Source organism: Arenicella chitinivorans (genome assembly GCF_014651515.1).
Classification (GTDB): domain Bacteria; phylum Pseudomonadota; class Gammaproteobacteria; order Arenicellales; family Arenicellaceae; genus Arenicella; species Arenicella chitinivorans.
Map to the genome: position 1 here is coordinate 142,794 of NZ_BMXA01000002.1, position 21,299 is coordinate 164,092.

The following is a 21,299-nucleotide window of genomic DNA, read 5'->3' on the forward strand; positions in this document are numbered from 1 at the left end:
CAGGCTCGCTGGGTGCGCAGGCACCGTGCCGCCATGCCAACCTTTATATGCGCTTTACTCGTTGTGTTGTTGGTGCCGGTGATACACGCTAAGCCAGAGGTGATCGCGCACCGTGGTGCCTCTGGTTATCTGCCAGAGCATACGCTGGAGGCTGCCACCTTGGCCTTTGCTCAGGGCGCTGACTATGTGGAGCAGGATTTGGTTCTGACTCGCGATTTGGTGCCCGTGGTGTTGCACGATATTCATCTGGATACGGTGACCAACGTGGCCATGCTTTTTCCGGACCGTCGGCGTGATGATGGACGCTACTATGCCTTTGATTTCACACTGGCTGAACTCAAGACATTGACGGTTCATGAGCGGCGTCAACTGGACGGCACCCAGGTATTTAAGGATCGGTATCAAGGTGAGGCGGAATTTAAAATTGCTACCTTTGAGGAGCAATTAGAACTGATCGCGCAGCTCAACCGCCAGTTCGACAAACAGGTCGGGTACTACCCAGAGATCAAGTCACCGGCCTGGCATCGAGTGCAAGGTGCCGACATCAGCAAAATCGTGCTTAATATTCTACGGCAGCACGGATTGGATGATGCGTCCAAGAAAATCTATGTCCAGTGTTTTGATTTTGCCGAAACACAGCGTTTGCGGACTGAGCTAAACGCCAAGGTGAAGCTAATTCAATTGATTGGCGAGAACACTTGGGGCGAGTCCAGCACCGACTACACCGTGCTGCAAACCGACGACGGGCTGAAGCGTATCGCCCAAGTCGCTGAGGGTATTGGTCCGTGGATTCCGCACTTGATTGATCCGGGTTCGGGTAAGCCAACCGGTCTGGTGGCACGCGCACATGCTGCGGGTCTGGCGGTACACGCTTATACTTTTCGAGTCGACGCGCTGCCAGATGGTGTCAAAGTCGAAGACTTATTATCTACTTTGTTCGATGAACTCAAGATCGATGGACTATTCACCGACTTTACTGATGTTGTGCAAAACTTTGCGCGTTGAACGGCGAACTCGGCTCACGCAATCAATTCATCGGCGACCATGTAGTCAGCGGGTACCTGAGCTGATGCCGTTGTTTGCGCGCTGGTTGCGTTGCCGATCACGGATCGCCCCGGTTTGCCGATCGCAGCAATCTCGATGCAAATGTTCTTACTTTGCGCAAATTCAATCGCTTCTGGCTGTATTAATTCGCCGCCCAATAGTTTTGCCGTGGCGTAATCAACGCGCGTCAGGCGTTTTGCTTCGGTAAATCGGTTCGGGTCCCTATCGTACAAGCCGTCCACATCTTTTAGTAGACACACGGCTGGTAGCCCTAATGTTTCTGCCAAACAAACGGCGCTGATATCACTGCCGCCACGTCCCAACAGTACGCAGTCACCTTGGTCATCGATGGCTGAAAAGCCCGGCACCACGACGACGGATGCGGCAGTTAGCGCCTGTTGTAAGGCCTGTGGATGAATACCCTTTGGCGTTGCACTGGTTCGTGAGCCTTGCGCGGTAAAGCCCAGTTCTCTGGGTGTTGCCACTGCCGCGGGGAGTTCGTGTTTGATTAGATAGCGTGTCAGCTCCTGTGCGGATCGCATTTCACCGCTGGCGACCAGGTCAGCGTATGGCACACTGCCTACGGCGATTTTCTCGGCGCTGGCCCGCGCAATGAGCGTTTCGGTTACACCATAAAACGCAGACACCACCGCCACCACTTTAATGTTTTGATCAAGATAGCCCTGGATTTCACTCATAACCGATGGAAAGTCAGCTGGACTGTGCAGAACGGAACCGCCAAATTTTAGGACTACGCTGGGTGAAGATATCAACATCGCAATAAATAGATTAAGTTAGACCAATTACTATTAGGCCGAATTACGCGACTCTGACAGAGGGGAACGTCTTGCGACGGCGAGAGATAAAGCAGGGAGTTGGGTTGCAATTGCAATTCGATCTACACACTCAAACAGCTAGGAAAAGCACCGGGCGAAAAACATTCGCACGGGCTCACTTTAGCTGCATTTATTCTCGCGCCCGCAATCGGAGTCAAATCGGCGCCTTGATGCCGACTATATCAAATTATATCGGCGATGCCATTAGTAATAATTAATAGATTACTCATAGTGGTGGCTGGGCGCTAGAGTAGTGATATTTGTCGCGCCCAGCGGCAGAGTCATCGGGTTAGAATTTGCGTGAGAAACACTCGAGCGTCCGGGTCTTCTGATTGGCCGAGCCAGAACAGCGCGGCCTCTCTAACGACCTTGCTACGGGCGTGTTGAACCAAGTTGATGAGTGCGGGCGTGGCACGTTTGCCGCTTAGTCGAGAGAGCCCGAACACCGCCTCTTTCTGAATCGACTGAGGATACGTTGGTCCGGTTAAGTCATTTAAAAGTGTGAATGCGTTGTGTTGGCTACTTTCAGCGACCCAGAAAATGGCCTCTTTCTGAATGTGGTGGTTGGAGTGCGTTCGAGCCAACGATTGCAACGCGTTCGCCGCGTCGGCATGCTGGTACAAGCTCAGTGCAAAGACGGCCTGCTTACGTGCTGACATCGGCAGCTCGGTGTTCTCGATGAGTCCCAGCAACGCCTGAAAACCTTGGTGCCGACGTGCTTCTCCGAGCCAAAAAATGGCATCGTGCTGACTAACATGCTGCTTATCAAACGCGATCCGGATTAATCTTTGCGTTGCGTCATCGTCGTGGTGGAGTGCGATCGCCGCGGTCACCAGCGTTGCAAGATGGTGATCCGTGCTTGTGCTTAGCGCTTGCAGCATGTCGAGGCTTTGTTGCGACGTGACACTTGTCAGTTCTTTGACCGAATGGCCGCCGGAGTCTACCCGGCAGTGATCCCCAATCAACACAACGTCTTCGATCTGATTGCTGCGCTGTTTAAACAATATCACTAGGTTTTTGGCGGTAAGCGATGTGTTAATGGTCAGGTTTCGTGAGGACGCTGTCAGCTGACAAAAGTCAGATTGTCCAGTGTGTTGACAGCATGGCGAACCGGCGTTGTCGGCGATCGGAACTCGGTATTGATACCAGCCATCCGCGGTGAGCGAGGTCAATTCATTGGTCTTCGCATTGGCGGTTTGAGCGAATATGAAGGTGAGAATGAGCGTGGCGACACGGTGTTTACTCATCTGGTGCATGATTACTCTGCCTCCTTTAAGATACGGTCGAAGAATGTTTTGCTTTGCTCCGAGTCCATCAGAGAGAGATATTTTAAGGCGTCACGTTTGAGCTCGGAGTTGGTCTCCTGTTCAATGATATTGACTATGGCTGCTGCGTTTTGTTGGATAAACAGCGCTTTGATCACGGTCTCTTTGATGCGATCCTTTTCGGCATCGGAGTACAGCTTCACTAAGGCTTGAATGGACGTTTGCCCGTTAACAATCCCAAGCCTTTCGATGGCATGAATTTGCAGTTCTGTGTCCGTATCCGTGTTCGCGACCGCAATGAGTGCGTCTGAGCTTTGGCCGATCGCAAGTGCGTCCAGTATGTGTTTTTTTACATCGACTCCGGATGTCTCACCGTACAATTTAGTCAGTGTGTCGGTATCTGATAACACGCCTAACAAGTGTATTGCATCCGCTTTCAATTCCTTGTTTGACTCGGTACGCGCAATTTGAGCCAGTGTGTCGGACTCCCCAGAAATCATAAAACTTTGTAAGACTTTGGATTTGATTTTGGCATCATTGCTGCGGTTGTAGAGCGTATGAAGTTGTTGTACTGCGGCGTCAGAACCGGCCACACCCAGTACATTGATAGCGTCCTCCTGCAAGGTGGTATGAGTGCTATCGCGTGCAACCTTCACGATAATTTCAAAGGCTTCCGGGGAGTTTATCTGGCTCAACACAAACAAGGCTCGTTGTTTGACCTGCAGTGAATTTTGTCCGTTTAAAACCTGTTTGAGTGTGTCGAGAGACTCGTTTGACCCCGAACTCATCAGTGAATTCAATGCATAAAGCTTCATCTCATCACTGCTCAGCTCGCCGGTTTCACCCTGCTCGTCCAATATCTCGATTTGTAAGGCTAGCGCATCATCGACCCACGGGCTCTCTGGAAGGGAATCGATCAGTTTTTCCAGTGTTGCAAGTGCCGCGTCATCTAGGCGGCGTTTATGTTGCGTGTAGGCAAGCCAGTAGAGTGCGGCGTCCTGGCGCGCTGGATCGTCGACCACGAGCTTAGAAAATGTCGACTCAGCAGCTCGATAGTTCTTTTGGTCCAGTTCGCGTTGGCCTTGCTCATAAAGCGTTGACTGGGCGAATGCCAAGGCTGAACTCAAGCTGATGGCAATCAATGTGCTTACAGCGATTTTATTAGGCGTGAATTTCATTAGTTTTACTCCTGCTTGCTTTACTACTTTGACGTCGTAAATCGAATCTGGTTCGAAAAAACTGGGTTAAATTTTTGCGCTTAGCTTGCGGTTTGCGACTTTGAGTTTGAACACAAGGTCGCTTTGATTAACGCGCTGCTCCAATGATCGCCATGTTTGATCGTTAGAGTCTGGTATCACATTGTTGAGTTCAATTAATAATGATTCATTCTGTTCGAGCACGCGTGCCAACGGATAATCTCCGGCTTGTTCGGCTAACCTGCGGTAGAGCCGGTTGAACCCAATAAGCTCCTCCATTACCTGTTGGCGATCACCTGTGTTGCGCTGCAGGTCTGGGTCGGCATTGCTGACGCGAGTTAATAAGCGCTGGCTATGTTCCATGTGCGTGCGCATCCCGGCATACAACACGCGTTGACTGGTTTGAGTATCGAATTGGTCCGATGACTGGACAATGTGTTCCGAGCTACTGCTCGTGCTGGGTTCAGCTGACCAGCGCCCTAGGTTGAAAACCGCGGTCGTCACTGCCAAGACCAGCAAGGATGTCGTCAAGGTTTTGGCCCATACTGAATCCTGGACACCGATGCTTAGTCGTTTTAGCCAGTTTGGCTTAACTGGCGTGGCCGCAGGCTGATTTTGTCGTGCATGTTCTTGATGGATGCCCGCCATGATGCGCTGATTAAAATTGTGATCAGGTTGAGGGGGCTCGTAAATGTTTTGCTGGGTGAGGAAATCTGCGATGCCGTGATAACGCGCTTGTATGTCGCTTGAATTCGTCAGAGCTTGACGCAATTCCAGTGCGGATGAATCATCGAGCTCGCCATAATAGTAAAGAACTAAGTCTTGATCTTTCCAATGTCTCATATGTCTCTACCTAGGTTGAAATCTTGGGTTGTAGCAGTTGTCGCAAGCGGTCAACACCTCTGAATATACGGCTCTTTGCCGTGCTTTTGCTGATACCCAAAATTTGGGTTATTTCTTCGATAGTGCACTCTTCATAGTGCCGTAAGGTAAACGCCGCGCGGACATCCGCGCTCAAATGCGAGAGTGCAGCGTGTGTCAAACCGGCCAGATTCTTGTTGACCGCGTGTGTCTCTGGCGTGTTATCAAACTCAAATTGGTGTGCGCTCAAGCTCCCTTGCAATTCTGGATTGAGCTCAATAGTGTGCGGGTGCTTTGCGCGTTTGCGCAGCATGTCGAGCGCCACATTGCTGGTGATTGTGTATAGCCAGGTGCTGAACTTGGACTCAAGCTTAAAGGTCTCGAGTTTTAGATACGCTTTGAGAAACGCTTCTTGTACGCAATCCTCTGCCGCTTGTTGCTCTTGCACAATTCGGTAGGCAACACCAAACAATTTGTCGCTGTTTAATTCGACAAGCTGTTCAAAAGCCCGGATCTCGCCCGCCTGGGCACATTTGATGAGTTCGTGTTCAGTGCGCATACCTTAGGTAAGACGCACTGTTTTGAGAACGGTTGCGTTTAAATTAATTTTTTAGGTTGCCTCAGTCGACAATCTCGACGCCCGACCCCAGCGCCTTACACGCTTCAGCAATCTCCTGGCAGGTTTGAGCGATTTCATCTCGCGCGGTGCCTTTGACAATAAAGATGACGCGAAATTGCGACAGCGTCGAATCTGGGTCTTGTGGATAGCTGCCAATATCAATCTCCGGATGCGTGGCTTGTATAGCGCTGAGACGGGCGGCAATCTCCCCTTCGGTGACATTCGCATGTACCTGTTGGTTCAGAATTTCGACGCCGGTGTTGAGGTGACGGACGATGCCCTCCAGCATGATGCGCATGATGCGTGGTACTCCAGCCATGACAAACACATTCTCGATACGATAACCAGGGATGATGGACTGGTCCGCGTAGATCATCTGCGCGCCTTCGGGTGCATGCGCCATGCGCTGCGCGGCTGGGGTAAATTCCACACCCTTGGCGTGTAAGTACTTGTCGATGATGTCAAACACATCTGGTTGCACCACGTTGTTCACACCAAATGCTGCGGCTATGGAGTCGGACGTAATGTCGTCGTGTGTTGGGCCGATGCCACCAGTAGTGAACACATAGTCATAGCGCATGCGTAACGCATTGACCGCAGCGACGATTTCGTCTGCGATATCGGGTACGATGCGGGTTTCTCGCACCCGGATGCCTTTGGGTTCCAATGTTTTGGCAATGTGCGCGAGATTTCGGTCTTCGATGCTACCTGAGAGCAGCTCGTTACCAATCAACAGGACGGCGGCAGTAAGCGTGTTTTGCATAATCATGTCCGTGGGTTTTAACTTGCAATGGTCGGTACGTTAATCGGTTGGCGTGTCAGTGGTGTGAAGCGCAAAGACGCGGCGCACATTGTTCGTAGTAACTCGGGCAACTTCTGCCGGCGATACCTGCTTAATTTCGGCCAGCGTATCGCGCACGAAATGCAAGTACGCTGGGCTATTACGTTCACCATGATGTGCAGACACCGTCATATCCGGCGCATCTGTCTCCAGAACAATCGTGTCCAGAGGGAGCTGCCGAGCCAGTTCCCGCAGTTTACGAGAGCGAGTGAATGTCAGCATGCCACCAAAACCAAGCAAAAAACCGAGATCAATATAACGCTGCGCTTGTTGAATACTGCCATTGAACGCGTGTATGATCCCGCCGCTTAAGCCGGTTTGTGCCAGCAAAGACAAGCAGGGGTCATGGGCTTTACGATTGTGAATGATGACCGGCAATGCATGTTGTTTTGCGATCATTAACTGCTTATCGAAAAACGCCAGTTGCTTATCCGGGTCGTTGACCGCTCGCTTGCCAATGCGATGAAAATCCAGCCCGATCTCACCAATCGCCACCGGTCGGTGTTGCGCGATTAGATGATCAAGTTCGCTCAGGTGTTGTGGCTGGTGTTGATCAATAAACAGCGGATGCAGGCCGAGCGCTAAATGCAGTCGGAGCTGCCCCAGTGATGTGTGTCTGTCTTGGCAAATTTCTCTCGTGCGACGCCAAGTGTCTGCTGACACAGCGGGTACGATGATGTCGAAAACACCATGCTGACAGCACGATTCAAGCACCGCACCACGATCTGGATCAAAGTCCGGAAAATCCAGGTGGCAATGTGTATCGATCATCTGTTCGGTATTCGGCATTGGTAAAGTGTAACGCAAATATTTACGCGAAGCGCTGCGGGTTTGATGCGACGATGAAGGCGTTTATACTGCAACTGAGCATGCCCTCTCTTTAACTATTTTGGAACCATGATGCCCGAACCACTTATGCACAGCGAATTAACACCGGACGCCGATCACGCGCGACGGTTTGGTGGGATCGCACGTTTGTATGGTGATGCGGGCTTGCAACGGCTTAGTCAAGCGCATATCTGTGTGATTGGTGTCGGTGGGGTCGGGTCATGGGTGGTCGAAAGTCTGGCACGCAGCGCTGTTGGTAGGTTGACGCTGATTGATATGGACATGGTGGCGCTGTCGAATGTGAACCGTCAGATTTTGGCGACCTCCGAGACAGTGGGGCGCGACAAAATTCGCGTATTACAGGACCGTGTTAAGCAAATTAATCCGCAATGTGCAGTTGAGCTAGTTGATGATTTTATCCGGCCCGAGAACGTCGCTGACCTGTTGTGCTCTCGGTTCGACTACGTGGTTGACTGTATTGACGATTTTCGTTGTAAGGCCGCGTTGATCGCGCATTGCCGTGTGGCAAAGATCAAGGTCATCACTGTTGGTGGTGCTGGGGGGCAAATAGACCCAACCAAGATTCGACAGTCTGATTTATCACGCACCCAGCATGATGTACTGTTAGCCAGAACCCGCAAGCTTTTACGCCAGTCATATGGTTTGCCACGAAACCCTAAACGCAGCTTTGGCGTACCCTGTGTGTATTCGGATGAACAACTGGTGTTCCCGGATGGCGCCGGCGGTGTGAGTCTGCAACGACCTCTGCCATCGGGCGACGGTAGTCAAAGTAATGCTCTGAGCTGTGCCGGTGGATTGGGGTCTATCACGCACGTAACCGCCACGTTCGGTTTACTTGCGGCCGGGTATATATTGAATGCGTTGGCGCATGAAGGCGACTAACTCAATGGCAAGGCACAACATGGCGGAAATTGTTCTGTGCACACTCAATGCACGCTATATCCATGCGTCGTTTGGTCTACGTTATCTAAAGGCGAATCTCGGTGAGTTGAGTGCGCAGTGTGAAATTCAGGAATTTACCCTCGACGCCAGGCCGGAAGATGTGGTCGAGTTGATTCTGGCATCGAACCCTAAAATTGTTGGTTTTGGCGTCTATATATGGAATGTGGTGCAAACCGAAAAGGTCGTGAGTTTGCTAAAAGTCGTGGCGCCGGATGTCATCGTGGTTCTAGGTGGCCCGGAAGTCAGCTATGAATATGAATCACAACCGATTGTTGTTGCGTGCGATTATCTGATTACCGGCTGGGGCGAAACCAGTTTTGCGAGTTTGGCGCGTGATCTGTTATCGGGTCGGAGCCGTTCGGCCAAGGTGATTCAAGGTGAACAGCCCAAGCTGGATGCGATTACCATGCCGTATCACTTGTACAGCGACGACGACATTCAGCACCGACTTCTCTATGTGGAGGCCTCTCGCGGTTGTCCGTTCAAGTGCGAGTTCTGTCTGTCGGCGCTGGATAAAACCGCTTGGCCATTTGATTTGGACGAATTTTTGCTGCAGATGGCCTTGTTGTACGAGCGTGGCGCGCGCCACTTTAAATTCGTGGATCGCACCTTCAACCTCAAGATCAAGAACAGCTTGCGTATACTGCAGTTTTTTCTAGATCGCATGGGCGATGATTTGTTTTTACACTTTGAAGTGATTCCAGATCACCTGCCGGAGGCTCTTAAGTCCATGATTCAGCAGTTCCCGGCGGGGAGTCTGCAGTTTGAGATCGGCATTCAAACCTTTAACCCCGAAGTGCAGAGTCTGATTAGTCGTCGTCAGGATAACGATAAAGCCAAGCAGAACTTGGCTTGGATTCGGCAGCATACGAATGCCTATATTCATGCAGATCTGATTTTTGGCCTACCGGGTGAGGATCGTGGTAGTTTTGCCCGCAGTTTCGATGCCTTGTATGCGCTCCGACCACATGAAATTCAGGTCGGCATTCTGAAACGCTTGAAAGGGTCGCCTATTATTCGCCATACCGAGTCACACGAGCTGCGTTTTAATCCGAACCCGCCCTACAGCATCGTGGCGAATCGGGATATTTCATTCGACGATGTGCAGACCATGGCAAGATTTGCGCGTTATTGGGGTTTGATCGGCAATTCTGGGCGCTTTACGCATTCTCTACCCTTGATATTAGACGTGAGTTCGTCACCATTTGAGCGATTTTTAATGCTGGCCGATGCGATTTTTGAGTTGACTGGACAAACTCATAAAATTTCGTTGCTGCGCTTGTTCGATTTGGTGTTCGATATAGCAGTTTCAAGGCTCTCAGTGGACGCTGAGGCACTCAAAGCGAATATTACCTTAGACCACCGTGAGTCGGGACTAAAGTCGATACCCAAGTGTCTCACAGGCGACAATATTACGCATAAATCTGGTTACAGTGAGCATCAGCCGCGACGCAGCAACTCAACTCGACAAGCACGTCATCGGTGAACAAAAAACGGACATGGCGGTGCGCTGATTGTCAACCCGGTGACACAAATTTGTGCCAAATGTCGCAAATTGTCACAGAAATAAACTTATAATAATCAATGGCTTATGATTGTTTTTCTGTGTGGAACATTTTTCAAAAAAGCGTTTGTTTCACAGCTTAATCGTCAGTATAAATTAACCTATCGCAGGCAGTGGTAGCGCCTCGATAGGGAAGCAACTTTGTAGGTTTGCTTGATTTTATCAACCGGGTTAATTGTGGGGATTGGGTATGAAGGTCAATGAGACAATGATTGGACTTTTACAGAAAATCATTAGTAAAGAGCCGGAGCATGCGCACAGTCTAACCGAGGATGATTTTATCTCTGAAGATGTTGGGGTTGAGCTGATTCAAATTTATCAGGCGACATCGAATTTAGAAACACGGGAGCTGATAACCGGCTTCATGCAAGAAGCCGGTTATTCATGGCTAAGACGTTTAGTGACTCGCGACGTAAGTTACTCGGCGTAGTAAAGAACTCTGTGGTCTTGAGTTAGTAGAGTAGGGTCCAAAGCTCAAGACATTGTGGTGGGGTAGGCCTAACCTTAAGGTGCTCAGTTTGAGTGCCTTGGGTTAGGTTTTTTTATGTCTGATGTTTTTAATTGCAGTCCACAACGGGCATAATCCGACACTCGTACTCACACCGAGCGGTGTCGAGGCTAATTTACGAAAAGTATTAGGAATTTCCATGATTAAACAAAATACCGTCGTCACCATGCACTATGAACTCAAAAATGCAGAGGGTCAGGTGCTGGATTCATCCAAAGACCAGGAACCATTGGTCTACTTGCACGGCGCGGGCAACATTATTATTGGACTTGAAGAGCAGCTGGAAGGTAAAACAGTCGGCGATCAGGTTAATGCAGTGGTAGCACCAGAAAAAGCCTATGGCATGCCAGTGGACGCATTGATTCAAACCGTGCCACGTGAAGCATTCGGAGCTGAAATTGATAAAGTTGAAGTTGGTATGCGTTTTCAAGCTGAAACCGAGCAAGGTCCAGTTCCAGTGGTAGTCACTGGAATGGATGACACAACGGTCACGGTAGATGGCAACCATCCATTGGCGGGGCAGCAATTGCACTTTGATGTCACAATTTCTGCAGTGCGTGACGCCTCGGCTGAAGAGGTTGAGCATGGCCATGTACACGGACCTGGTGGCCATCAGCACTAACTACTTCGTCTCCGTATGGACAAGCACGCACGACCAGGCCTGTCAGAAGGCACCTTACACGAGCAACTGACGGACAGCAGTAAGTCGGCCTTTGGGCGGTATCAGGATCTGGCCTTAGGGTCGGATAGTATTTGGTATTTGCTCAAGTACGAACTGATTATGTTATTCAGTTCTTGGGTGCCGGGTGCTTTGGGTCTGGTTCTGCGCAAAGTGCTCTACCCGTTAGTGCTCGGCGCAGTCGGGCGCAACGTGGTGTTTGGGCAAGGTGTCACGATACGCCATGGCCTGAAGATCCATATCGGTGATGGCGTCATCATCGACGATGGCGCGGTGCTGGATGCCAAGGGTGGCTCTAACCAGGGAATTCATGTCGGGGCCAACACCATTATCAGCCGCAACGTAGTCTTGTCGTGTAAAAATGGCGATATTCATATTGGGCAAGGGTGCACAGTCGGCATCAGTACGCTCGTGCATGCAATGGAAGGCAGTAATGTTTCGATCGGTGACGAAGTGCTGATCGGTGCTTTCGGCTACTTTATTGGCAGTGGTCCGTACGTCACAGACGATCTCGAATTGCCGTTCAAGAAGCAAGGCATGCAACCTTTGGGTGGTATCAGTATTGCTGACAATGTCTGGTTTGGAAGTCACGTGCAAGTGTTGGATGGCGTCTCCATCGGCACTGGCAGCATCGTCGGCGCCAGTACGGTGGTGAACAAACCGGTCGCAGACTATGACGTCGTTGCTGGTGTGCCAATGCGCGTGCTGAAGAATCGACGCAATGACCAGTAAGCGCGTCGGTTAAAGATTACACCTTTGTATGCGTCCAGTGCAGCCGGTCTGCGCTACACTGTGGTGACTATTGAAATGTTGCCGTGCACCCTATGATTAAACATTTATGGCGGATTGGCTTGTCGATCGCAGTGTCGATGGGCATCCTCGCGCTTCTGCTGCAGCTGCTCACTTCGGGCCTGCCGGAGGATCAGCGCCCCAGTGTGCTAGCCGCGTTGCAGAACACCAACCTGAGCTTGGCTCTGAGTTACCTTTGCTTGGGCTTGATTGCTTTAGTTGTTCGGGCGCGACGTTATCAATTATTGCTCGAGATGAGCGGCGAAGAGTCGGTTCCAAATTTGCGGCAAATGGCTTTGGTGACGGGTGTCCGCAATATGATTGTGGATATGTTTCCAAGCCGCTTGGGGGAGCTTGGTTATGTCGGTCTACTGAATCGAGGTTATGGCGTTAAAATTCAACATTGCGTGAGCTCCCTGTCGATAACGATTGCGTTCGACTTTATTGCCGTGCTGATGGTGATCTTGCTCATACTGCTAAAACAGCTCATAGTTGGCGAAGTACAGGGCTGGGCTTTGGGTGCGTTAATCACTGCGGCTGTGTTGTCGGTCGTAGCGATCATGGGATTATTCGTTATTACGCCATGGGTAAATAGCTACTTGCAGCGAATCCAACCGCGAAAGTCGGACTCGTTGTTGGCAAAAGTACTGCAGCTGGCGAATGATTTAACCGTGAGCTTGCAAACAGTTCGACGTGCGGGTCGTTCCGCAACGGTGTTGGGCTTGTCACTGCTTATTCGATTGCTCAAATATGCTGGTATGTACTTATTGTTTGTCGCCGTGGCCGGCCCGAGTTTTTCGATGCTGGCGCAATTGCCAGCTGAACAGGTAATCGGCGCGCTGATTGGTGGTGAGATTGGTGCCAGTATGCCAATCCCGACTTTCATGAGCTTTGGTGCCTACGAAGCGGGTTCGACGCTGGTGTTTCAACTGCTGGGCGTGGCAGATCAGGCTGCGGCATTCGTTACGATGTTGTCTGTGCATATTTGGAGTCAAGTTATGGACTATTTGCTCGGTGGACTATTTTTGGCCATCTTCGTTTGGGTTGTTCGTGGGCGCGGCGCAGCAGGCGATCAGCGGCCTGAGCGAGGCGGCTGGTTAGCCGGGCTGAAGCTGGTATTGGCGGGATTTGTGTTGTTAACCAGCTCGGGATTTCTTGCGTATCAATTGTGGGCAGCCAGTAAACTGGGTGCGTTGGCACCGCCGGCAGCGGGGGTAGAGAGTCAAACTGCAAGCAGCGAACGGCAACAGGCATTAGCGTCGTTGCAAGGGCTACGCGGTTTTGTACTCTTCAGTTCCAATCGCGATGGTAACCACGACATCTTTCGTCTAAATTTGGCGGATTTTTCCCTCAGTAAAGTAACCGAGCATCCACATACCGAAACCTATCCACGGGTATCACCAGATGGAACACGAATGGTGTTTGCGCGCGCGCACCAAATCTGGGTGTCTCAACGCAATACGCTGGCTTGGGACGTGATGTTGTTGGATCTTGAAACAGGCGAGGAGCGGCAGTTGGCCAAAGCAGCGACGGCGCCAAATTGGATTAATACGAATGAAGTAAGCTATTTGCTCGATGGGCAGAATGTGGTCCGGCACAATATCTCGACCGGGCAAACCAGCACTGTATTGGTACCGGGACTTAATAATCGCTTACCAACCAGCGCCAAACTGCAAAATCCGCATGTCGATGCTCAGTCGGGCGAAGTCAGTTTTACGGGACGGCAGAATGAGATTGGTTCGCCGCATGGGCATTGGGGAACCGCCTTGACACGTCAAGGTGCGATTCAGCCCGTGTTAGAAGGTTGTGAGCTGCGATGGTGGCAGGATGGTAGCGGTTTGTATCAGGTGGCGAAAGGCGGGCGCGACAATGATTTACGCATTGTGAGCTTGTCGCCTGACACGCTTGAGCCGACGACATTAATTGACTTGGCTGGTGAGTTCAGCCATGAGTATTGGCCATTCGAATCCAACGATGGACGCTATATCGTGTTTGGGGCGAGCCGCGGTAAAGCGGCACATGAACATGACGTGGCCGATTACGAGATATTTCTGTGGCGTCGCGGCAGTGATGCAGACACCGCAACCCGTCTGACGTTTCACAGTGGCAATGACAACTGGCCGTCAGTGTATATTCAGGAATAAGCATGGATAAGCTTACGATCAGTGGCTTGTATTTACATCCGCTGAAGTCCGCAGCGGCGCTGATAGTCGAGGCGTTAAACTTCGATTCGCGTGGCCCGCAATTCGATCGTCATTGGATGGTAGTCGACCAAAACGGTAAATTTCGAAGTCAACGACATCATCCTAAGATGAGTCTGATTGAGCCAGTATTGCATGCGGGTCGATTGAGTTTGAAGGCGCCTGGGATGCCGAGAATAGACCTTGGACAACCGGGGTCGTCACAAAGTGTGACTGTTTGGGACGATACGCTGATCGCTGGCGATTGTGGTGCGACCGCAGCGAATTGGATGAGCGAGTACTTAGGCGTGATGAGTCGGGTTGTGGTGTTGACGCAAGACAGTCTACGACGTGTCGATCGTCAATACAGCAGTGGTGAGGAAACTGTTGGGTTTGCAGATGGTTATCCCTGTTTGATTGCCTCTCAAGCGTCATTAGATGATCTAAACCAATATTTGAAGCCGCCCATCGATATGCGCCGCTTTCGTCCAAATATCGTGATTTCAGGCTCAGCGCCGTATGCCGAAGATCAGTGGCAAAAGTTGAAAATCGGAGACATGATATTCGACTTGGTTAAGCCTTGTTCACGCTGCATTATCCCGTCCATTGACCCCGATAGCGGTGAAAAACAAATGGCAGTCAATCAAGTGCTCATGGCGCATCGTCGGCGTGGCCGTAACACTTTTTTCGGGCAGAACGCGATTCACCAGGGGCGGGGAGAGTTGCGTATTGGTCAGACTGTCGAGGTGATTTCAGAAAAATAACGCCGATACGCAGTGCCCAATTGTGCCTCGGTCACACTCCATGAGTAATGGTCGACAAAATGTTTGAAGTTGACCTCCCCGATCGTTGATAACCCTTCGACTTGGTAGCAATGCGCTCTGAGTTGCTCGATTAATGCGGTGATCGAGTCCGCAAGCGGGTTACTGGGTGGCAGAAAGTCACGATTATTTTGGGTATTAAAGGCCAAGACCGGTAAGCGATTTGCCAGGTAATTGAGCATCTTCCCACTGCCTTCACCTGCGTCTGCGGATTTCGGGTCGATGGCAATGTCGGCAAGTTGCAGCAGCTCCGGTAGGGTCTCAAATGGGACCTGCCCTGTTAATGTGCAGCGATCAGATAGTGCGTGTTTATCTAGAAATTGCTGCAGTTTTTCTGTCGGGTAACCGATGATCAAAAAATGCAACGTGGAAATGTCTTGAGTCTGTAGAATGAGTGTGCTCAGATTGTCGAGACCTTTCGCTTCCAGTAACGCGCCAGAATAAACAGCCAGAGTCTTATTGGCAGGCAGGTTCCAGTTAGCTATCAACGCGGCCCGTTGGGTCGTATCGAGTTTGGCTGGCGTGTTGGCGCCGTCTTGTACTAGCGTTATTTTGTGCTCGGGCACGTTAAATTCCTGACGAATCTTTTGGTACGAATGTACTGAGGAGCACACAATATGGTCCGCACACCACATCAGAATTCGCTCGATTAATTTGACTGGCGCACGCAACAATGGACGTTTTACGAAGGTGCCGTGGCTTTCCAGCTCGCCATACAAGCTGCCCTGCATGTCGGCGATCAGAGGTGTATGACGCCAAAAAAAGAACAACTTGATTATAAAGCCGATCATTAGCCCTTCATGCAAATGCGCGTGAATGACTTGCGGGCGCAGGGATCGATAGGTTTTCAGGCCAAGCCACAATAGTTTCCAATCTGCCCACAACTTGTATTTGCTGGGACCTGCTTCGGTTTGGGTGTACTGTTTGATTGGCTTAATGCGGCGAGTGACCACAGTCGGCACTTCTCGACCATGATGATAGGTGCAAACCGTACTGTCAAAGCCGAGCTTGTCGAGGCAGCGTACAATGCCTTCAATCCGGATGTGGCATCCGCGATCCGCAAAGAACGGCGTTGGCGCAAGATGCATTACGTGGCGGCGTGCAGTCATTCTAGCGTGCGGAGTGAATGGCATATTGTGTGACCGCGGTGCGTCGACTGACGCGCTGGAGTTGTTGTTCAAGTTCGATTGGACTCCAGCTAAGCAAGATTTGCATGTGTTTAGCAATTGCTTCAATTTCGGTTTGTTGAATGCCGAGCAAGCCCAATGAGCAACGATGAAAAAGCATGTCGTATAAGCTGACGGTTTGCTCTTGTTCGACTGCCCAGGTTACCTGGCCGAGAATGTCATGTTGCCCCCTAACAATGGGTTGTAGAAGGTTGGGTTCTGTCTGGATGCGTGACATAAAAGCGTCGATGTCGCTTCCGTACTGTGTGGCAAGGTGGCGCACGGTTGCCGCATCGAGCATTGGTGCGTATTGTTTTATCTTAGCGTCGATAAAGCGCGTCAAACTGGTGTACTGACTGCATTGTAGCTTAACCCGTTGCACTGACTTCGCCCGCTTGAGCTTTTTGTGTACCAGCTTCATCGTCAAGGCGGATAACTTACGTCCAGTGGTGTACTTAGCGCCCAACGACGTGATCAAGCCGTGAACTTGATTGCTATGAGCGTGGTCAATGATCTGGTATTCGCCCGAGCCTTGATACACACTCTTTTGTATATTATCGGTGTGTAACGGGTACAGCCCCGAGTAGCCAGAGACAATATCATCACGACTTAAGTTGGCGCTGGGTAAGGCGTCGTTAACCGCGCCGAGCAGTTGGTCAACGTGGTCGGCTTGTAGGGTTAAGTCTGGCTGAGGTTGCTGCGTTTCATCGTAGCTGGTGCCGATCAGTGAGTATCCCCGCCAGGGAATTACGAATACGTGGCGACCACCTCGATCAATTTTGGCATCACTCTGAAACTTGGTGGTCAACGCTATAGCATGATCACACAGCTGACGCGTAACCAAATGCGAACCGACTGCAAAGCCGTTAATTTTTGGTGCCGATTCGGCGTTGGGTAGGCGCCCATTGAGTCCATCGATCCAAGGGCCAGCGGCATTGATAACCAGCTCAGATTCGATTGTCATTGGTGTGTCCGATAACAGGTCGCGAGCATGGATGCCACGCACAACACCGTCAGTGATGTCATACGATTCTGCGGCAACGTAATTAACGATGTCAGCGCCTGCTGCACTGGCCGATTGCAAAATTGCCAGTACCATACGTTCACTGTCGAGCATATGCTGTTCGTAAAACACGACTGCGCCAGTGTGCGCCTCATTACGTAAATCGTAAATCGTATTCAGTTCGTTGGCCGAAATCGATTTAATCGGAGGTAAAAAATGCGCCGGATCGCCAATGATTCTGTTCTCGCCCAACGTCAACACACGATAAGCCAGCATGCCGCAATTGAGAAAGAACTTGCTGCGCTGAAAATCCCGATAAGTCGGAACCACAAACGGCACGGCGGTAGTGAGGTGTGCTGCGGCATAAAGATATTCCGCACGCTCCATCGCTGATTCGCGAACTTTGCCAAACTGCATTTGCTGTAGATAGCGGATGCCGCCATGCAGCAATTTGGAGGACGACGATGAGGTTTGCGAGGCGTAATCTTGTTTCTCGATCAGCGCTGTACGTAAACCTGCTTGCGCACAATGTAGACTAAGCCAAGCGCCGGAAATGCCGCCGCCAATAATGGCGACGTCGTAGGTCGCCTGGCTCAGTTTCTGCGGGTCGCGTTCAAAGGAGGTCATTTTCCTCATACCAAGCGATGGTTCGTTTAACGCCTTCGTCGGTACCGATCTTAGGCTCGTAACCCAAAAGTCTTCGTGCTTTGCTGTTGTCGAAGGCTCTGGATTTTACAAAAAATTCGACTCGCCTGGTGTGCAAAGGCGGGTCAATACCGAAGGGTTTACAGAGCGCTTCGCACATCTTGGCTGCTACCATCAGTGGTGCCACCGGCAGACTGAGGGTTGGCTCTTTGACCTGCAGTTGCCGAGCGATGGTGGCGGTGAGCGCCTTCAAGGTATCGTATTCATTGGAGCACAAGATGAAGCGTTCGCCAATGGCATTTGGGTGCTCGCCACAGAGGATGATGCCGTCGGTTAAGTCGTCGATGTAGGACAAATGATAAAGGTTTTTTCCGCCACCGAACAACGGGAAGAAGCCGCGCTTTACCTGCTTAAACATTTTGAGTAAGCGCAAGTCGCCGGGCCCGTAGATTGCACCCGGACGGAAAATGGCGCCGGGCAGTCCATTGGCCATCGCTTCAGCAAATAATTGTTCGCCCGCTAATTTGGTACGTTGATAAATATCGCCGGGATTAAACGGCGATTCTTCGTTGGACGGAATTTCTTCAATATCGCCGTGCACGCCGATGGTGGAGCAATGTACGGTGCGGCCAACTCCGTGCTTGCGTGCCGCATCAATGACGTGTTGAACGCCCTGTATATTGACCTCTTCATAGTATGAATCCGGGTGGCCTGCGGTTCGATACACAGCGGCTATGTGGTAAATGATCTGTGTACCCTGAGCGGCGCGTTGTACTGCGTCGGCATCGGTTATATCGCCGTAAACCAATTCAGCACCCAAGGCTTCAAGTGGTTTTACATTGGCAGACTTACGCACTAGAGCGACGACTTTATCGCCGCGCTCGATCAATTTTTTGGCCAGTGCGCCGCCTGTAAAGCCGGTGGCACCGGTCACAAGCACTCGTTTAGTTTGTTGGCTCATAAATAAATTATCAGTCTGTCGGTGTAAGGGTGGGCACGCACCGCAATATCACCTATTTGGGGGATGGTCGTGGTCGTTGCCGCGCAGTATAGTGAGTCTTCCTCTGCTACTGAGTCAAGCGTGAGGAATGAGTCGAACGAGAAGGACACCATTCTACCTTTTGAATGTTCCCCACGGATGGGGAGTTACTTTTTTCCCTAATGTTTTTGCTTCTGTGCCCAGCGGTATACAAGGCGGCAACGGGTGCCGCCTGATCTAATTTTGATGTCGATTTCAGTCACCGATGACGATAGATTCAATGATTACGTCCTCCAGCGGGACATCTCCAAATGGGCCGACATTGCCGGTGGCGACTTGCTCGATGGCATCGACGATGTCGTGACCCTCGACCACTTTGCCAAACACGGCGTAGCCCCAACCTTGAGTGGTCTCGCTGCTGAAGTTCAGAAAGTCGTTGTCCTTCGTGTTGATAAAAAATTGTGCGCTAGCAGAATGCGGGTCTCCAGTGCGAGCCATTGCGACTGAGTATTTCTCATTCAGCAGGCCGTTGTTGGCTTCATTTTTGATCGGCGTACCAGTCGCTTTTTGCCGCATGCCGGGCTCAAATCCGCCACCTTGTATCATGAAGTTGGGGATCACGCGGTGAAAAATCACGCCGTTATAGTGCCCTGCCTCAACGTACGACAAGAAATTCTTAACCGTAATCGGTGCCTTTTCGGCATTGAGTTCGAGCGTGATATCGCCGGCGCTAGTTTTAAGTGTAACCATGGTGTTATTCGTAGTGGATGTTGAGGAGGCATTTTCGGCCTGGCAGCCAACGGCCAGAAACGCGAAGATGCAGAAGGAAATAATGGCAGTAAGTTTTGAATTCACTCGTTTCATATTCTGGACCAAACTTTGCTGTATTTAAGCTAGGGTTGCATATTCAGGTGAGAAACTGAGCTGACACTCATGAGTGCTCACTTGAGTTCAAGGGTGCGGCGGGCGCACATGTGATGTATTCACGATCAGTGATTATAACATCTAACGGCACGTCCCATGGTGCCGCTGAGATCGAATTAACCTCTTGGAAATGATGGGCAAGTCCGACCAGAAGCGGTCGTGTACTGGGCTGATGGGTAAGTGGTGCGAGTGCGCGGTCGTAAAACCCAGCACCCATTCCGATTCGGTGTCCGCTTCGATCAAACGCGACCAATGGCATTAGAATAACGTCCAGCTCAGCCGGTGTGGCGATGCGGTTAGCTATATCCGGTTCCAAAATACCCCAGCGGTTGGGCCGAAGTGAATGCGCGCGTTGAAACAGCATGCGACGATGAACAAAGTTTTGAATTCTAGGAAAGTACAGCTCGACCTTGGAACGCACCATGACCGAGGCAGGTGAGATCTCACCTTGTATCGGATGGTAGCTGGCGAGACGATTCGCGTTTTGGATCGCAAAGCATCGCTGGGCGCGCCTTGCCAATGCCAATTCTGCTGCCTGCTGCTGGTGGCGACTCAATCCTGCGCGCCGGTTTCGAATTGTGGCGCGTAATTGACGGTTTAGCGGTGATGGTTTAGCGGGCATGGCGGCTGCATTCCAGTGCAACGTTGCGCTGGTGGCAACAACAAACCACGAGCCACAACGTAATGGGAATAAAAAGAGCGTCACCCATAAGTGCCGTAAACGCTTGGTGCCTTGAACCAACGGTTCAAGTGGGAACCTACAAGCCGCATCAGGTGCGCTCGTGGACTGTGAAGACACAAATCTGACGAGCACTCACAACAGCAGCGTGGTCCGGTCCCCGGAAAAAAATACTAGGTTCTAAGGGATTTGAAGCGTCTACAAACACCACAGGCAACGCCGGCGTAAATTATAACAGCCTCGGTGTGTGTCAATGTAAAAACTTTCAAGAATTACGTGATCAGTTTCGTCGCATCAGCTCGATTCGGCGTCACGCAGTACCTCATCAATCCGCTCCTGTAGGCTGGAGAGGCGAGCCTGAACTTTGTCTTGGCCGGCAGTCGATTTCTGCAACTTTAATAAGTCATTTGTGATGTTTAACGCGGCCATGATTGCGCAACGTTCAGCGCCGATGATTTTGCCGGTTTTCTGGATTTCTTTCATGTTTTTATCCAGAAATTGGGCGGCCTCCAGTAAGTCTTCTTGTTCCTCAGGAGGGCAGGCGACAGAGAAGTCGCGACCCATAATGCTGATATTGATGCCTCTATTTTGTGCTGCGCCAGCCATAGTTGTCCTGTGTGTGGAGTAAGGTGCACTCACGCGCTACCCCTAAAATTTGATTAATTCGTGACTATCGAAAGGTCAGTGATCTACTGATCTTCCAAAGTACGCAGTTTCTCGACGATTTTTTCGAGGCGACTGCAGGCCAAACGATTTTTTTCTTTCAGCTGAGTTTTTTCAGCCAGCAACGAATTTTGTTCGGTTTTCAAATTTCGATTTTCTGAACTCAACCGCTTACATTCGCTGATCAGAGTTTCGATTCGCTGTTCGAGACCGATAATATTGGCTTCCATACAGGCGTACCATTAA

General features: G+C 50.9%; 22 protein-coding genes and 1 other RNA gene. 8 read left to right on the forward strand and 15 right to left on the reverse strand.

Annotation, left to right across the window (positions count from 1 at the left end):
• The first annotated feature begins 33 nt into the window (after window positions 1-33).
• A complete protein-coding gene (glpQ, locus tag IE055_RS05790) occupies window positions 34-1,005 on the forward strand; it encodes a glycerophosphodiester phosphodiesterase (protein WP_189400251.1) in 972 nt (323 codons plus the stop codon).
• 14 nt (window positions 1,006-1,019) lie between these two features.
• Here the strand turns inward: glpQ and IE055_RS05795 are convergent, their stop codons facing one another.
• The 7 genes from IE055_RS05795 to IE055_RS05825 form a co-directional block, all read right to left on the reverse strand.
• Complete coding sequence (locus tag IE055_RS05795) at window positions 1,020-1,820, reverse strand: amino acid kinase family protein (RefSeq protein ID WP_189399082.1); 801 nt, start codon at window positions 1,818-1,820, stop codon at window positions 1,020-1,022.
• A gap of 341 nt (window positions 1,821-2,161) precedes the next feature.
• Window positions 2,162-3,136: a HEAT repeat domain-containing protein gene (locus IE055_RS05800; RefSeq protein ID WP_229794162.1), complete on the reverse strand. Its 975-nt coding sequence runs from the start codon at window positions 3,134-3,136 to the stop codon at window positions 2,162-2,164.
• Between the two features lie 2 nt (window positions 3,137-3,138).
• Window positions 3,139-4,323: a HEAT repeat domain-containing protein gene (locus tag IE055_RS05805; RefSeq protein WP_189399084.1), complete on the reverse strand. Its 1,185-nt coding sequence runs from the start codon at window positions 4,321-4,323 to the stop codon at window positions 3,139-3,141.
• Window positions 4,324-4,389: 66 nt separating this feature from the next.
• Entirely contained in the window at window positions 4,390-5,184 is a 795-nt protein-coding gene (locus tag IE055_RS05810; RefSeq protein ID WP_189399085.1) for a hypothetical protein, read from the reverse strand.
• Window positions 5,185-5,194: 10 nt separating this feature from the next.
• On the reverse strand, window positions 5,195-5,761 hold the full coding sequence (locus tag IE055_RS05815; protein WP_189399086.1) for an RNA polymerase sigma factor: 567 nt from the start codon (window positions 5,759-5,761) through the stop codon (window positions 5,195-5,197).
• 61 nt (window positions 5,762-5,822) lie between these two features.
• Entirely contained in the window at window positions 5,823-6,584 is a 762-nt protein-coding gene (locus IE055_RS05820) for a competence/damage-inducible protein A (protein ID WP_189399087.1), read from the reverse strand.
• A gap of 39 nt (window positions 6,585-6,623) precedes the next feature.
• The gene (locus tag IE055_RS05825; RefSeq protein WP_189399088.1) at window positions 6,624-7,451 is read right to left on the reverse strand and encodes a TatD family hydrolase; all 828 of its coding nucleotides are present in this window, start codon (window positions 7,449-7,451) and stop codon (window positions 6,624-6,626) included.
• A 111-nt stretch (window positions 7,452-7,562) separates the two neighbouring features.
• Between IE055_RS05825 and tcdA the strand changes: the two genes are divergently transcribed.
• From tcdA to IE055_RS05860, 7 genes are all read left to right on the forward strand, one after another.
• Window positions 7,563-8,393: a tRNA cyclic N6-threonylcarbamoyladenosine(37) synthase TcdA gene (gene tcdA, locus IE055_RS05830; protein ID WP_229794163.1), complete on the forward strand. Its 831-nt coding sequence runs from the start codon at window positions 7,563-7,565 to the stop codon at window positions 8,391-8,393.
• A 4-nt stretch (window positions 8,394-8,397) separates the two neighbouring features.
• Window positions 8,398-9,939: a B12-binding domain-containing radical SAM protein gene (locus tag IE055_RS05835; RefSeq protein WP_229794164.1), complete on the forward strand. Its 1,542-nt coding sequence runs from the start codon at window positions 8,398-8,400 to the stop codon at window positions 9,937-9,939.
• Window positions 9,940-10,225: 286 nt separating this feature from the next.
• Window positions 10,226-10,447 (forward strand): hypothetical protein, encoded by a 222-nt coding sequence (locus IE055_RS05840; protein ID WP_229794165.1) that lies wholly within the window; start codon window positions 10,226-10,228, stop codon window positions 10,445-10,447.
• A gap of 217 nt (window positions 10,448-10,664) precedes the next feature.
• A complete protein-coding gene (locus tag IE055_RS05845) occupies window positions 10,665-11,147 on the forward strand; it encodes an FKBP-type peptidyl-prolyl cis-trans isomerase (protein WP_189399090.1) in 483 nt (160 codons plus the stop codon).
• A 15-nt stretch (window positions 11,148-11,162) separates the two neighbouring features.
• The gene (locus IE055_RS05850) at window positions 11,163-11,936 is read left to right on the forward strand and encodes an acyltransferase (RefSeq protein WP_189399091.1); all 774 of its coding nucleotides are present in this window, start codon (window positions 11,163-11,165) and stop codon (window positions 11,934-11,936) included.
• Between the two features lie 92 nt (window positions 11,937-12,028).
• Window positions 12,029-14,137 carry a lysylphosphatidylglycerol synthase domain-containing protein gene (locus IE055_RS05855; protein WP_189399092.1) on the forward strand — a complete coding sequence of 703 codons (2,109 nt, stop codon included), beginning with the start codon at window positions 12,029-12,031 and terminating at the stop codon, window positions 14,135-14,137.
• Window positions 14,138-14,139: 2 nt separating this feature from the next.
• A complete protein-coding gene (locus tag IE055_RS05860) occupies window positions 14,140-14,937 on the forward strand; it encodes an MOSC domain-containing protein (protein ID WP_189399093.1) in 798 nt (265 codons plus the stop codon).
• Here IE055_RS05860 and IE055_RS05865 read toward each other — a convergent pair.
• The 8 genes from IE055_RS05865 to IE055_RS05900 form a co-directional block, all read right to left on the reverse strand.
• Window positions 14,907-16,127 carry a glycosyltransferase family 4 protein gene (locus tag IE055_RS05865; protein WP_229794166.1) on the reverse strand — a complete coding sequence of 407 codons (1,221 nt, stop codon included), beginning with the start codon at window positions 16,125-16,127 and terminating at the stop codon, window positions 14,907-14,909. The genes IE055_RS05860 and IE055_RS05865 overlap by 31 nt on opposite strands.
• Window positions 16,105-17,790, reverse strand: a complete 1,686-nt coding sequence (locus tag IE055_RS05870; RefSeq protein ID WP_189399095.1) for a glycerol-3-phosphate dehydrogenase/oxidase — start codon at window positions 17,788-17,790, stop codon at window positions 16,105-16,107. The genes IE055_RS05865 and IE055_RS05870 overlap by 23 nt, the downstream gene beginning before the upstream one ends.
• The gene (locus tag IE055_RS05875; protein WP_189399096.1) at window positions 17,777-18,769 is read right to left on the reverse strand and encodes an NAD-dependent epimerase/dehydratase family protein; all 993 of its coding nucleotides are present in this window, start codon (window positions 18,767-18,769) and stop codon (window positions 17,777-17,779) included. Before IE055_RS05875 ends, IE055_RS05870 begins: the two co-directional genes overlap by 14 nt.
• Window positions 18,770-19,042: 273 nt before the next feature.
• Window positions 19,043-19,537 carry a peptidylprolyl isomerase gene (locus tag IE055_RS05880; protein WP_189400256.1) on the reverse strand — a complete coding sequence of 165 codons (495 nt, stop codon included), beginning with the start codon at window positions 19,535-19,537 and terminating at the stop codon, window positions 19,043-19,045.
• A 181-nt stretch (window positions 19,538-19,718) separates the two neighbouring features.
• A complete protein-coding gene (locus IE055_RS05885; RefSeq protein WP_189399097.1) occupies window positions 19,719-20,333 on the reverse strand; it encodes a 5-formyltetrahydrofolate cyclo-ligase in 615 nt (204 codons plus the stop codon).
• 77 nt (window positions 20,334-20,410) lie between these two features.
• A non-coding RNA gene (ssrS, locus tag IE055_RS05890) (6S RNA) lies at window positions 20,411-20,609 on the reverse strand.
• A gap of 75 nt (window positions 20,610-20,684) precedes the next feature.
• Window positions 20,685-20,996: a cell division protein ZapA gene (locus IE055_RS05895; protein ID WP_189399098.1), complete on the reverse strand. Its 312-nt coding sequence runs from the start codon at window positions 20,994-20,996 to the stop codon at window positions 20,685-20,687.
• A gap of 83 nt (window positions 20,997-21,079) precedes the next feature.
• Complete coding sequence (locus tag IE055_RS05900) at window positions 21,080-21,283, reverse strand: hypothetical protein (RefSeq protein ID WP_189399099.1); 204 nt, start codon at window positions 21,281-21,283, stop codon at window positions 21,080-21,082.
• Window positions 21,284-21,299 lie beyond the last annotated feature (16 nt).